Origin of the sequence: Microbacterium sp. Root1433D1 (genome assembly GCF_001426835.1) — a bacterium.
Lineage (GTDB): Bacteria > Actinomycetota > Actinomycetes > Actinomycetales > Microbacteriaceae > Microbacterium > Microbacterium maritypicum.
This window is the reverse complement of sequence record NZ_LMFN01000002.1, coordinates 581,614-594,914: the sequence shown is the minus strand read 5'-3', so window position 1 is coordinate 594,914 and position 13,301 is coordinate 581,614. Positions and strand designations below refer to the sequence as shown.

Below are 13,301 nucleotides of genomic sequence, written 5' to 3'. Positions count from 1 at the left end.
GACCGAAGAATGACATTACCACGTCCTCCGCGGCCTCTCGAACCGAGGCGCACGCCCGGGCGTGGCGCACGGTTTCGATAGCCTGGAGCCATGACTGATCCGTCCCTTCCGGAGGTCGTCCGCATCGCGAGCGACCTGATCCGATTCGACACGTCCAACTACGGCGGAGGAAACGCGAAGGGCGAGCGCGAGGCCGCGCAGTACGTCGGGGCGTACCTGGAGGAGCTGGGGCTCGAAGTCGAGTACTACGAGCCGATCCCGCGGCGCACGAACGTGATGGCACGCGTGCCAGGACGCGACAGGGACAAGCCCGCGCTCGTCGTGCACGGCCACCTCGACGTCGTGCCGGCCATGGCCGAAGACTGGAGCGTCGACCCCTTCGCCGGCCTCGTGCAAGACGGGATGCTGTGGGGACGCGGCGCCGTGGACATGAAGAACATGAATGCGATGATCCTGACGTCGGTGGCGGAGATCCTTCGCGCGGGCGAACGACCGGAGCGGGATCTGGTGCTGGCCTTCTTCGCCGACGAGGAGAACGGCGGCGTCGAAGGCTCGGCACTGGTCGTGCAGAATCGCCCGGAGTGGTTCGAGGGGGCGACGGCGGCGATCAGCGAGGTCGGCGGCTACTCGATCACGGTCGACGACCGACGCGCCTACCTGTTGCAGGTGGGGGAGAAGGCCCTGATCTGGATCCGGCTGGTGGCGAAGGGGCGCGCGGGTCACGGCAGCCGTCTGCACGACGACAACGCGGTCACGAAGCTCGCAGAAGCCGTCGCGGCGATCGGCCGCACGCGCTGGCCGATCCGGCTGACGTCGACCACGAGAGCCCTGCTCGAAGGACTGAGCGCCCTGAGCGGACGCAGCGTCGATGATCCCGATGCCCTCGCCTCCGCCGCTGGCCCTGCCGAGGCCTTCCTGCGGTCCTCTTTCCGCACGACGACGAACCCGACCGCGCTGACCGCCGGCTACAAGCACAACGTGATCCCCGAGCGCGCAGAAGCGCTCATCGACGTGCGGGTGATCCCCGGGACCGAGGACGACGTCTTGGCCGAGCTCCAGCAGATCGTCGGCGACGAGATCATCATCGAGACGGTCGTCCGGGACATCGGCATGGAGACGCCGTTCGAAGGCGAGCTCGTCGAGGCGATGGTCGCCAGCATCGGTCGACACGATCCCGGCGTGCCGGTCATCCCGTATCTTCTCGGGGCCGGCACCGACAACAAGGCGCTGGCATACCTGGGCATCACCGGCTACGGCTTCGCCCCGTTGAAGCTCCCCGCCGACCTCGACTTCACAGGCATGTTCCACGGAGTCGATGAGCGAGTACCCGTAGACTCGCTTGTCTTCGGCCAGCGGGTGCTGACCGATCTGCTGCGCACGTACTGAGCGTCGCGCGCTCCGTGCCTCCTCCGAACTGAAAGCTCTCCATGCACCTGCTCGAAGCACTGATCCTCGGTGTGGTCCAGGGACTCACCGAGTTCCTTCCGATCTCCTCCAGCGCTCACCTGCGCATCCTCGGCACGTTCCTGCCGTCGGGTGAAGACCCGGGTGCGGCGTTCACCGCGATCACCCAGATCGGCACAGAGGCCGCGGTGGTGGTGTTCTTCTGGCGCGACATCGTGCGCATCGTGACGCAGTGGTTCCGGTCGCTGGTCGGCAAGGCTCCGCGCAACGATCCGGATGCCAGGATGGGCTGGCTCATCATCATCGGCAGCATCCCGATCGTGGTCCTGGGGCTGCTGTTCCAAGACCAGATCGAGACCGTGCTGCGGTCGATGTGGATCGTCGCGGTGATGCTGATCGTCTTCGGAATCCTGCTCGGCGTCGCCGATTATGTGGGGGCGAAGCGCCGCAAGCTCGACGACCTCACCTACCCGCACGGCATCGCTTTCGGTTTCGCGCAGGCGCTGGCGCTGATCCCGGGTGTCTCCCGCTCGGGCGGCACCATCACGATGGGGCTCTTCCTCGGCTACGAGCGTGCCGCTGCGGCGCGCTATGCGTTCCTGCTCGCGATCCCCGCGGTGTTCGGCAGCGGCTTCTACCAGGTCTTCAAGAGCTGGGGCGAGCCGTCGTTCTTCTCCTTCGGCGACACGCTCGCCGCGACCGGGATCGCATTCGTCGTGGCGCTCGGGGTGATCGCGTTCTTCATGAACTGGATCTCGAAGCGCAGCTTCCTGCCCTTCGTGATCTACCGCATCCTGCTCGGCACCGTCCTGCTGGTCCTGCTCGGCACCGGTGTGATCGCGGCCTGAGCCGGGCTCAGCGTTTGCGGTCTCCAGGGCCGTCGTCGCGGCGGCGCAGGTAGCGCTCGAACGCCTGGGCGATCGCGTCGCCTGATGCCTCGGGGGAGTCCCACGTGTCGCGGGTGCGCTCGAGCTGACGGATGTACTCCGCCATGTCCTCGTCCTCGGACGCTGCGGCGTCGATCGAGGCTTCCCAGGTCGCGGCCTCGGTCCGCAGCGTCTGGCGATCGACGTCCAGGCCGGTGAGCTCCTCGAGGCGGTCCAGCAGCGCCAGCGTCACCTTCGGCGAAGGGGTCGCCGAGGCGACGTAGTGCGGCACGCTCGCCCACAGACTGGCCGTGGGGATGCCCGCGTTCTCGGCGAAGTGCTCGAAGACGGTGAGGATACCGACCGGCCCCTCGTACAGCGAGCGCTCGAGACCATGCGCCTCGCGCACCTGCTCGTTCTGGCTCGAGGCGAAGATCGATATCGGTCGGGTGTGCGGGACATCGGCCAGCATCGCCCCGAGAGTCACGAGACCGGTGATGTCGTCGCGGAGAGCGATGTCGATGAACTCGGAGGCGAAGGCCTGCCAGGTGCGCGCAGGTTCGGCGCCCGTGAGCAACCAGAACTCGGGCCCGGGCGCAGGATCGCGCGGACGCCACAGTCCGGCCTCCGGCCACGTCAGCTGGCGGCGGCCCTCGGCATCCATCCGCGTCGAGGGACGCGTGTACTGGTAGTCGAAGTACAGCTCAGGGTCGACAGAGTGCACGAGGTCGTACTCCGACGATGAGCGCAGCGCCTCGATGGCGCTGCTGGCCGCTTCACCCGCATCGTTCCAGCCGTCGAAGGCGGCGATGACGATGCGCGGACCGAGAACATCCATCGAGGGCTCCCTTCGAGATCGCGGTCGTGATCCTTCCAGGCTAGTCCGCGAAGGCGGGATGCGGGCGGCACCACGGCTACCATGGGTTCAGTGAGCAGAAAGCCCAGCGCGGTCCTTTGGGACATGGACGGAACACTCGTCGACACCGAACCGTATTGGATGGCCGCCGAGACGGCGCTGGTCGAATCGTTCGGAGGTTCCTGGACCCACGAGGATGCGCTGCAGCTGGTCGGAAGCGGCTTGCTCGACAGCGCGGTGATCCTGCAGAACGCCGGTGTCGCTATGGAGCCCGAGGCGATCGTGTCCCACCTGACCGACGTCGTGCAGGAATCGCTGCGCACGCAGGGCGTCCCGTTCCGCCCCGGCGCCCGCGAGCTCCTCCGTGACCTCCGCGACGCGGGGATCCCCACAGGCCTGGTGACCATGTCGCTGCGTCGCATGGCGCTCAACGTCGTCGAGCTCATCGAGTTCGACGCCTTCGACATCGTCGTCGCCGGCGATGACGTCGACAACCCCAAGCCCCACCCCGAGCCCTACCTGCAGGCGGCCGCGCTTCTGGACGTCGACATCGCCGAGGTGATCGTCATCGAGGATTCGCCGACCGGCGTGCGCGCCGGCCTCGCCTCCGGGGCGCTGACCCTCGCGGTTCCCCACATCGTGCCCCTCGATCACCTCGGTGCCCACGAGCTGTGGTCCACCCTCGCCGGCAGGGGCGCCGACGATCTCACCGATCTCTTCGGCAGCAACACCGCCGTGACAGGAGCCACCCGATGACCGATTCCCGCGTACAGCGGCCGAGCGGTCCGTTCCGTGCGGGCGATCGCGTACAGCTGACCGGGCCGAAAGGCCGACTGCACACCGTGACGCTCCGCGAGGACGGAGAGCTCCACACGCACCAGGGTGTGCTTCGTCATCGCGACCTCATCGGGCTTCCCGACGGCTCCGTCGTGGCCAACAGCTCCGGGCACGACTACCTGGCGCTGCGGCCTCTGCTGCGGGACTTCGCGATGTCGATGCCCCGCGGCGCGGCGATCGTGTATCCCAAGGACGCGGCCCAGATCGTGATGCAGGCCGACATCTTCCCCGGGTCGGTGGTGGTCGAGGCCGGCGTCGGCTCCGGCGCGCTCTCCCTCTCGCTCCTGCGCGCTGTGGGCCCGGCCGGGAAGCTGATCTCCTTCGAGCGTCGCGAGGACTTCGCCGATGTCGCCCGCGGAAACGTGGAGACCTTCTTCGGTGAGCACCCGGACACCTGGCACGTCGTCGTGGGCGATCTCGTCGAGGCCCTGCCGAACGAGGTGGCCCCGGCCTCCGTCGACCGCGTGGTGCTCGACATGCTCGCGCCGTGGGAATGCATGGATGTCGTGGCCGACGCCCTCACCCCCGGCGGCGTCGTGCTCTGCTACGTGGCGACCGCGACCCAGCTCTCCCGTGTGGCGGAGTACATCCGCGGCACGGGACTCTTCACCGACCCCGACGCCTCCGAGACGATGGTCCGCGGCTGGCACGTCGAGGGGCTCGCCGTGCGCCCTGATCACCGGATGGTCGCGCACACCGGGTTCCTCCTCACGGCCCGCCGACTCGCTCCCGGTGCCATCGCGCCGTCGGTGAAGCGGCGTGCGTCCAAGAGCAGCTACGGCGATGAGGACGTGGAGGCGTGGACGCCCGGCGCCGTCGGTGACCGTGAGATCAGCGACAAGAACCTCCGCAAACGCGCACGAGAAGCGGAGAAGGCGGCCGAAGGGGCGCGCCTTGCCGCCGCATCGCGCGATTCCGGGCACGCGACGGAATAGACTGGAGCGCGTGCGTAAAACGTCCGCCGTTCTGGCATCCCTCAGCCTCGCCGTCCTCGCCCTGACGGGCTGCACCGCGACAGCATCCGACGGTGTCGCCGCGTGCGACCGCGGCGGCAACGACAAGATCCTGAACGTCGCCGACGTGAGCGGTGACCTCGGCTCCGTCCCCGATGTCGACGTCTTCGGACCGGTCAAGACCGACAAGACCTCGTTCGCCGACGTCACCGTCGGAGACGGTCTGGCACTGGGATCGGACTTCCAGCCCGTGGTGCTGGACATCGCCTTCTACGGCGGAGACAGCGGCAAGGCGCTCTACCAGTCCGAGTTCAACGGCGACCCGAGCCGCGTGCACAGCATCGACTACTGGGCTCAGCGTTCTGCGGGTCTCGCGGACGTTCTCGAGTGCGCCACCGGTGGCAGCCGTGTCCTCGCCGTCCTGACTCCGGAGGACTTCGGGGCCCAGAACGTCCAGGCGTTCGGTCTCGACAAGGGCGAGAACATCGTCGCGGTCATCGATGTGCTCGATGTCATGCCGGCGAAGGCATCCGGTGCACTGCAGTTCAACGACGCACGCGGCCTTCCCAGCGTCGTCCGCGCCCCCGACGGCACTCCCGGCATCATCATCCCCGATGTTCCCGCGCCGACCGAGATCGTGACGCAGACGCTCATCAAGGGCGATGGCCCGAAGGTGAAGGAGGGCGACATCGTCGTCTCCAACATCATGGGTGTCGGCTGGGACGACAAGACGGTCACCACGAGCTCGTGGGGCAAGGACGCGAGCGTGAGTGTGGCCGCCGAGCAGCTCGTGGGCGCCACCGTCGGGTCGCAACTGCTCGTCGTCTTCCCTGCTGCCGAGAGCGCTCCGGCCACGGCGATCGTCGTCGACATCCTGGGCGCAGTGACGGCGCCCACGCAGTGATGGCCGCCCGTATCCCCGCGGAGGAGCGCCTGACGAATCTCGTCGTGGCGCTGATGGCCACGGAGATCGGGTTGACCAAGCAGCAGATCCTCGACAACGTCTCCGGGTATCGGCAGCGCGCAGAGGCGGGCACCCGATCGGACGCCCTGGAGAAGATGTTCGAGCGGGACAAAGACGAGCTGCGCTCGCTCGGCGTGCCCATCGAGACCATCGGGGACGCTGCGGATCCCAACGACCTCCGCGAAGCGCGCTACCGCATTCCCCAGGCGGAATACGATCTTCCCAGCGACATCGAGTTCTCGCCGGCCGAGCTGGCAGTGCTCCAGCTGGCCGGAAGCGTCTGGAGCGCCGAATCCGTCTCCGGGGACGCTCAGTCAGGTGTCCGCAAGATCCGCGCCCTCGGGATCGACGGCGACGAGCCGATCATCGGTTTCGCCCCTCGCATCACGGCCAGGGATGCCGCGTTCTCTCCGTTGCAGGATGCGATCGAACGATCCCGAGTGGTCGCCTTCGACTACCTGAAGCCCGGCGAGGACGCCCCTCGCCGGCGCCGCGTCCGCCCGCTGGCGCTGGTCGACTACGAGGCACGGTGGCATGTCTTCGGCGTCGACGTCGATGCAGAGGAGGACCGCACCTTCCTGCTCAGTCGGATCGTCGGGGATGTGCGGGTGAGCTCCCAGAGCTTCGACCCCGCCCTGCGCGACGGTGCGGGGGATCGCGCACTCGCAGGGTTGGAACGGGTCGCGTCCGAGAACTCGGCTCTCCTGGAGATCACCCCGGGTACGGAGGCCGCACTGCGCCTGGGCCGAAGGGCCACATCAGCTCCTCAGGGCATCAACGTGCCCTTCGTGGACCTGCACATCCTCGCGGACGAACTCGCCTCGTACGGTCCGGAGGTTCGCGTGGTCGAGCCCGCACCGTTGCGCGACGCCGTGATCTCGCGTCTTCGCGCCGTCGCCGAGCTGCACACCGACGAGGAGGAGGCGAGATGACCGCCAAATCGAAGCCGTTGCTCGCCGCCGACCGGGTGCGGTTGTACCTGACCCTTGTTCCTTATGTGCTCGAGCACGGACAGGTGTCCCTCGAAGAGGCCGCGGCGGAGTTCGGCGTCACGTCGCAGGAGATGCGCGGCATGGTCGAGAAGCTCACCGTCATCGGGCTTCCCGGTGAAGACGGCTATTGGCAGCAGCCGCAGGAGATGTTCGACATCAACTGGGACCTGCTGGACCTCGAAGACGTCATCGAGATCACCAACGATGTTGCGCTCCGTCGTGTGCCGCGCTTCACCGCGCGAGAGGCGGCCGCCCTGCTCGCAGGTCTGCAGATGGTGGCCGCGGTTCCCGCCGTCTCGGACTCGGGCCTGGTGGCCGGGCTGATCTCGAAGCTGTCCCGTGGCGCTGCCGACGCGCCCGCCGACGTGGTCGTCGCGCCCAGCGCCGTCGACGAGGTTCGTGAAGCGGTGGCTCGAGGCCTGCACGAAGGTGTCGCGATCGCCTTCACGTATCAGGCTCCCGATGCCGCGCCGACGACGCGCACCGTCGATCCGATGCAGATCCTGATCACGAACGGACAGTGGTATCTGCAGGGGTGGTGCCACCTCCGGCAGGCGATGCGCACCTTCCACCTCGACCGGGTGAGCGCACCGACGCTGACAGAGATCCCGATCACCCACAGCGGAGATCAGGTTCCGGAGGCGTTCGCCGGACTCGACGAGGAGCGCGAGGTGACGGTGCGCGTCGCCGAGCGTCTCGCACCCCTGCTCAGCGGATTCGTGCCCACCGGGGCGACTGAGGCGGTCGACGGCGCAGTGACCACTCGGCTGCATCTCGCCGACCCGCGCGGCATCAAGCGGCTCGCGGCGCGCTTCGGGGGATCCATGGAGGTCCTGGAACCGGGTGTCGCCCGCGCGGCGACCAGGGAGTGGGCAGCCGCAGGACTCGCCCTCTATCGCCAACCCGAAGCAAAGGTTTGATCTGTAGACTGGATCGAACGCTCACCGACGACGGGAAACCTGACATGTTCGCTGGAATGCAAGGCTGGCACCTGCTTATCGTGCTGGCAGTGATCCTCCTTCTTTTCGGTGCGGCGAAGCTGCCGGCCCTCGCCAAGAGCATGGGTCAGTCCGCCCGCGTGTTCAAGGGCGAGATGAAGGCGATGAAGGACGATGACGCCGCTCGCACCGAGTCCGCAGCCGTCGACCCGACCACGGTGAAGGACTCGGGCATCGACCCTGAGACTCCGCCCCGCGCCTGACCGGCCGTGGCAGCCATCGAACCGACCGTGATGCCGAAGGCGGATCGGGATCGACGGATGTCGCTCGGCGCGCATCTCGTCGAACTGCGCAAGCGCCTCATGTTCGCTGCGCTCGCTCTCGTGGTCGGCATGGTCATCGCCTTTCTCGTGGCTGACCCGATCATCAACTTCATCACCGAACCGGTGCGCATCATCGCCGAGAAGCGCGGAGACGACTTCAGCGCGCTCAACTTCGGAACCATCACCTCGGCGTTCGACATGCGCATGCGCATCGCGTTCTCCATCGGCATCTTCCTGTCGGCTCCGGTCTGGCTGTGGCAGGTCTGGGCGTTCATCATGCCCGGCCTCACTCGCAAAGAGGTCAGGTACACGATCGGTTTCGTCGTGGCTGCGGTTCCGCTTTTCTTCGCCGGCTGCTACCTCGGGGTGATGATCATGCCCCACATCATCGAGCTCATGTGGAGCTTCACCCCGGCCGGAGCGACGAACCTCTACTCCGCCCAGGAGTACTACGACTTCATCTTCAAGCTGATGATCGTGATCGGCATCTCGTTCGTGCTGCCGGTGTTCCTGGTCGCTCTCAACCTCGCCGGCGTCATGTCGGGTCGAGCGATCCTCAAGGGATGGCGGGTCGCCATCATCATCGCAACGGTGTTCGCCGCTCTCGCGACGCCGGCCGCCGACGTCGTCAGCATGCTCATGCTCGCGGGTATCCTGATCGTCCTCTTCTTCGCGGCCGCGGGTCTCTCCCTGATCTTCGATCGACGCAAACGCAAGCGCGACGAGGCATCAGGGCTTCTGCCGGATCCGGCATGAGTTCACCCTCGGAGAGGTACGCGCGCGCGCAGGAGGCAGTGGAGCACCCGCAGTCCACAGCGTTCGCGGCGTTGCAGAAGTTCCAGCTCGACCCCTTCCAGGTCGCAGGGTGCCACGCGCTCGAGAGCGGACGCAGCGTACTGGTCGCAGCCCCCACGGGTGCGGGAAAGACCATCGTCGGTGAGTTCGCGATCCACCTCGCGATGCAGACCGCGAGCGACAAGGCGTTCTACACGACGCCGATGAAGGCGCTCTCCAATCAGAAGTTCAGAGAGCTGGTCGACGTCTACGGAGCCGATCAGGTGGGTCTGCTCACCGGCGACACCAACATCAACGGCAACGCCCGCATCGTCGTGATGACCACCGAAGTCCTGCGCAACATGATCTACGCCGACTCCTCGGCGCTGCGGGACCTGCGCTACGTCATCATGGACGAGGTCCACTACCTCGCCGACCGCTTCCGCGGTGCGGTGTGGGAAGAGGTCATCATCCACCTGCCGGCGCGCGTGCGCCTGGTCTCCTTGAGCGCCACCGTGTCCAACGCCGAGGAGTTCGGTGATTGGCTGGACACCGTGCGCGGCGACACCGAGGTGATCGTCTCGGAGATCCGGCCTGTGCCGCTGGAGCAGCACGTGCTCGTCCGCGACGACCTCCTGCCGCTTTTCGACGATCGTGCCGGCCCGGCCACCGCGCAGGTGAACCAGGAGCTGATGCGTATCCGCTCCTCTACGGGCACGACATACGAGAACAACCGTCAGGCGCAGTCCTACCGCAGCGACCGCCACGCCGGTCGTCAGGCGAAGCGGCCTCAGCGAGGCGGACGTCGTCCGGTACGCGCCGCCAACGCACGCCGGATCGAGCGGATGGATCGCCCCGACGTCGTGCGACTGCTGGAGCGGGCGAATCTGCTCCCGGCGATCTTCTTCATCTTCAGTCGGGTCGGGTGCGAGGCCGCCGTGCAGCAGGTGCGTCGGGCAGGGATCCGGCTCACCTCGAACGAGGAGCGTTCCGAGATCCGCGCCATCGTCGAGGAGCGCACGCGCACCCTCCAGGAGGAGGACCTCGGCGTGCTCGGCTACTGGGAGTGGCTCGACAACCTCGAGCGCGGCGTCGCATCGCACCACGCGGGGTTGCTGCCCGCGTTCAAGGAAGTCGTCGAGGAGCTCTATCAGCGCAAGCTCGTGAAGGTCGTCTTCGCCACCGAGACGCTCGCGCTCGGGATCAACATGCCGGCGCGTACGGTCGTGCTCGAGAAGATGGAGAAGTTCAACGGCGAGGCCCGTGTCGCCATCACCTCGGGGGAATACACACAGCTCACCGGGCGCGCCGGGCGTCGAGGCATCGACGTCGAAGGTCACGCCGTGGTGCAGTGGACCGAGGGCATGGATCCGCAGGCGGTCGCGGCGCTCGCTTCCCGCAGGACGTATCCGCTGAATTCGAGCTTCCGCCCCACGTACAACATGGCCGTGAACCTGATCGACATGTTCGGCAAGGTCAGGGCCCGGCAGATCCTGGAATCGTCGTTCGCGCAGTTCCAAGCGGACCGTGCCGTCGTCGGGCTGGCGCGTCAGGTGCGCGAGGCCGAGGAGTCTCTGGCCGGCTACCAGAGCGCGATGGCATGCGAGCACGGAGATTTCCCCGAGTACGCGGCCATCCGGCGCGAGCTGAGCGACCTCGAGAAGAAGAACCGACAGGATTCGAACGCGCCGCGTGCGTCGCGCGACAAGCGCATGAAGCGCATGCAGTCGTTGCGCACGCAGATGCAGCGCCACCCCTGCCACCGCTGTCCCGATCGTGAAGCTCACGCGCGGTGGGCGGAGCGCTATTGGAAGCTCAAGCGCCAGAACGACCGGATCCGTCGTCAGATCGAGACGCGCACCGGTTCCGTCGCGCGCGTCTTCGACCGTGTCATCGAGGTGCTGGAGACACTCGACTACATCGTGGACGACGGCGAGGAGACCACTCTGACCGAGGCCGGACGCACCATGCGCCGTATCTACGGTGAACGCGATCTGCTGGTCGCCGAGTCCCTGCGCCAAGGCCTGTGGGCCGGTCTCGACGCCCCCTCACTCGCCGCCATGGCGTGCTGCCTGGTGTACGAGCCCCGCCGCGACGAAGCGAATGCGGGGGAGCGGGGTCTGCCGCGCGGTGCCTTCCGCGCGGCGTACGAGAAGACGACGACGCTGTGGGCCGAGCTCGACGATCTGGAGCAGGACCATCACCTTCCCGGCAGCGAACCGTTGGCGGCCGGGCTCGCCGGGGCGATGCACTCGTGGGCGCGCGGCGGAATGCTCGACCGGGTGCTGATCGACGCCGACATGGCGGCCGGTGACTTCGTGCGCTGGGCGAAGCAGACGATCGACCTGCTGGATCAGCTCTCGATCGTGGCGGAGGACGCCACGATCGCGCGGACCGCGCGGGCCGCGCTCGACGGCGTGCGCCGGGGCATCGTCGCCTACTCCTCGATGTGAGATGGATGCGATGACCGACAAACGAGCGCCCCAGCGCGCCCTCCTGCCTCTGTGGGCCGCTGTGCTCTCCGCCGGACTCGCCGCGGTGATGATGGACCTGGCCTATCCGGAGGCCGCCGTATGGATCCTCGCCTTCCCGGCGACCGCTCTCGTTCTGGTCTCACTGATCGGACGCCGTTTCGGGGGAGCGCTGCTGGTCGGAGTCGTCTACGGGATCCTATTCTTCGGACTTCTCGTCTCCTGGACGTCGCGCTACCTGGGCCCGGTCCCGTGGGCCGCGCTCAGTGTCCTCGAGGGAGTTCTGACGGGAATCGCCCTCGTCCCGATCGCCCTCGCCTACCGGTGGCTCCCGAAGGCCTTCCCCGGGACCGCAGGACGCCTCCTGGCGCTTCCCGCTGTCGTCGCCGCCCTCTGGGTCGGCCGCGAGCTTTTCGTCGGCTCGTGGCCCTACGGGGGCTTCCCCTGGGCGCGCATCGGCATGAGTCAGGCGGAGAGCCCGCTGGCACCGGTCTCCTCATGGGTGGGCGTCAGCGGACTCAGTTTCCTCATGGTCTTCGTCGTGGCGATGCTCATCGAGGTCGCGCGCATGCGGGCATGGCGACGGCCACTCCTCGTGATCGCGCCCGCCGCCCTCGTGGTGGTGCTCCTGTTCACCCCGCTCTTTCCCACGTCTTCGAGCGGTTCCCTGCGGATCGCAGCGGTACAGGGAAACGGTCCGACCGGCTACTTCGACGACCGCGAGCCGTTCTCCGTGATCCAGGCGCAGACCGACGCGACCGCGCCTCTCCACGGCGAGGATGTCGATCTCCTGGTGTGGCCGGAGGGGTCGTTGGACGGCGACCCGTTCCAGATCGACGCCCTCGCTCGGCGGATGACTCTGCTCGCCAACCGGATCGACGCCCCGCTGCTGGCGAACGCGGCCACCGGCCGAGACGACCGATACTTCAACACGTCGATGCTGTGGAATCCCGACGGCACGGCGACACAGCTGCATGACAAGCGCCACCCGGTCCCGTTCGGCGAGTACGTGCCGGATCGCGCCTTCTTCAACGCGCTCGCTCCCGACCTCATCGGACTCATCCAGAGGGAGTACACCCCGGGCTCGAACCCTCCGCTGGTCACCGTCGAGGGTGTCCCCGTCGGTCTCGCCATCTGCTTCGACGTGATCTACGACGACGTGATCTGGCAGGGCCTGAACTCCGGCGCTGAGGTGCTGGTGTTCCAGACGAACAACGCGGACTTCCGTGGCACGGACGAGAATCTCCAGCAGCTGGCCTTCGCCCGGATGCGGGCCATCGAGACGGGCCGCAGCGTGGTGAACGTCTCGACCGTCGGCACGAGCCAGATCATCCGCGCCGACGGATCGACCGTCACGAGCCTGGACGCAGATGAGGCCGGAGCGATGCTCGAGGATGTCGAGCTCCGATCCGGCCTCACAGCTGGTGTGGTGCTGGGCCCCTGGGCGCAGGCGATCCTGCTCTGGGGCGGTCTGGGCGCGCTCCTCGTCGGGTGGTGGCGCGCCAGGAGGCGCTAAGCGCCGATCTTCTCCCGGGTCGGGTCTTCGCCGGCACCGCGGCGGGCGCGGATGAAGGCGAGGCGCTCCTCGAGGAGTTCCTCGAGTTCTGCGCGGCTCCGACGCTCCAGCAGCATGTCCCAGTGGGTGCGGGCAGCCTTCTCGTCGGTGACCTCGAGCGTGACGGCCTGGCCGTCGACGTTCAGGCGGGCTTCGGCGCCGCACGCGCGGCACTCCCAGGTCTGGGGCGGTTCTGCGTCCGCCGCGAACATCAGGTTCGTGACGTGGCCGCAAGTGTCACAGGTGTAGGTGGTCTCACGGCGCTCCATGAAAACGACGCCCTCTTCGCTCTGTAGGCTCTGGGCGCCGAGTCGGATGCCGCGCAGGCTGCGATCTGCCATTGTGTGGTCCTCTCGTCGCTGTCAGGT

The 13,301-nt window shown here is 67.5% G+C and carries 13 protein-coding genes; 11 read left to right on the top strand and 2 right to left on the bottom strand.

Annotated elements, in window-relative coordinates; translation table 11 throughout:
* Positions 1-90: 90 nt before the first annotated feature.
* Positions 91-1,386: a M20/M25/M40 family metallo-hydrolase gene (locus tag ASD13_RS08750; protein ID WP_055868287.1), complete on the top strand. Its 1,296-nt coding sequence runs from the start codon at positions 91-93 to the stop codon at positions 1,384-1,386.
* Positions 1,387-1,427: 41 nt separating this feature from the next.
* Complete coding sequence (locus ASD13_RS08745; RefSeq protein WP_055868284.1) at positions 1,428-2,252, top strand: undecaprenyl-diphosphate phosphatase; 825 nt, start codon at positions 1,428-1,430, stop codon at positions 2,250-2,252.
* Positions 2,253-2,259: 7 nt separating this feature from the next.
* On the opposite strand, the gene ASD13_RS08740 is transcribed toward ASD13_RS08745, so the two are convergent.
* Positions 2,260-3,108 carry a PAC2 family protein gene (locus tag ASD13_RS08740; RefSeq protein WP_055868281.1) on the bottom strand — a complete coding sequence of 283 codons (849 nt, stop codon included), beginning with the start codon at positions 3,106-3,108 and terminating at the stop codon, positions 2,260-2,262.
* Between the two features lie 90 nt (positions 3,109-3,198).
* Between ASD13_RS08740 and ASD13_RS08735 the strand changes: the two genes are divergently transcribed.
* Genes ASD13_RS08735 through lnt form a run of 9 tightly spaced genes read left to right on the top strand, consistent with a single transcriptional unit; the run spans position 3,199 to position 12,894 of the window.
* The gene (locus tag ASD13_RS08735; protein ID WP_268776185.1) at positions 3,199-3,882 is read left to right on the top strand and encodes an HAD family hydrolase; all 684 of its coding nucleotides are present in this window, start codon (positions 3,199-3,201) and stop codon (positions 3,880-3,882) included.
* A complete protein-coding gene (locus ASD13_RS08730) occupies positions 3,879-4,898 on the top strand; it encodes a tRNA (adenine-N1)-methyltransferase (RefSeq protein WP_055868274.1) in 1,020 nt (339 codons plus the stop codon). The genes ASD13_RS08735 and ASD13_RS08730 overlap by 4 nt, the downstream gene beginning before the upstream one ends.
* A 10-nt stretch (positions 4,899-4,908) precedes the next feature.
* Positions 4,909-5,820, top strand: a complete 912-nt coding sequence (locus ASD13_RS08725; protein WP_055868271.1) for a hypothetical protein — start codon at positions 4,909-4,911, stop codon at positions 5,818-5,820.
* Positions 5,820-6,812: a helix-turn-helix transcriptional regulator gene (locus tag ASD13_RS08720; RefSeq protein ID WP_055868262.1), complete on the top strand. Its 993-nt coding sequence runs from the start codon at positions 5,820-5,822 to the stop codon at positions 6,810-6,812. Before ASD13_RS08725 ends, ASD13_RS08720 begins: the two co-directional genes overlap by 1 nt.
* Positions 6,809-7,792 carry a helix-turn-helix transcriptional regulator gene (locus ASD13_RS08715; protein ID WP_055868260.1) on the top strand — a complete coding sequence of 328 codons (984 nt, stop codon included), beginning with the start codon at positions 6,809-6,811 and terminating at the stop codon, positions 7,790-7,792. The genes ASD13_RS08720 and ASD13_RS08715 overlap by 4 nt, the downstream gene beginning before the upstream one ends.
* Positions 7,793-7,836: 44 nt before the next feature.
* Positions 7,837-8,073 carry a Sec-independent protein translocase subunit TatA gene (gene tatA, locus ASD13_RS08710; RefSeq protein ID WP_017830628.1) on the top strand — a complete coding sequence of 79 codons (237 nt, stop codon included), beginning with the start codon at positions 7,837-7,839 and terminating at the stop codon, positions 8,071-8,073.
* A 57-nt stretch (positions 8,074-8,130) separates the two neighbouring features.
* Positions 8,131-8,889, top strand: coding sequence for a twin-arginine translocase subunit TatC (tatC, locus tag ASD13_RS08705; protein ID WP_031206159.1), 759 nt, complete (start codon positions 8,131-8,133; stop codon positions 8,887-8,889).
* Positions 8,886-11,360, top strand: a complete 2,475-nt coding sequence (locus tag ASD13_RS08700; RefSeq protein ID WP_055868255.1) for a DEAD/DEAH box helicase — start codon at positions 8,886-8,888, stop codon at positions 11,358-11,360. Before tatC ends, ASD13_RS08700 begins: the two co-directional genes overlap by 4 nt.
* Position 11,361: 1 nt before the next feature.
* Entirely contained in the window at positions 11,362-12,894 is a 1,533-nt protein-coding gene (gene lnt / locus ASD13_RS08695; protein ID WP_055868253.1) for an apolipoprotein N-acyltransferase, read from the top strand.
* Here lnt and ASD13_RS08690 read toward each other — a convergent pair.
* A complete protein-coding gene (locus ASD13_RS08690) occupies positions 12,891-13,274 on the bottom strand; it encodes an RNA polymerase-binding protein RbpA (protein ID WP_017830624.1) in 384 nt (127 codons plus the stop codon). The genes lnt and ASD13_RS08690 overlap by 4 nt on opposite strands.
* Between the last annotated feature and the right edge of the window lie 27 nt (positions 13,275-13,301).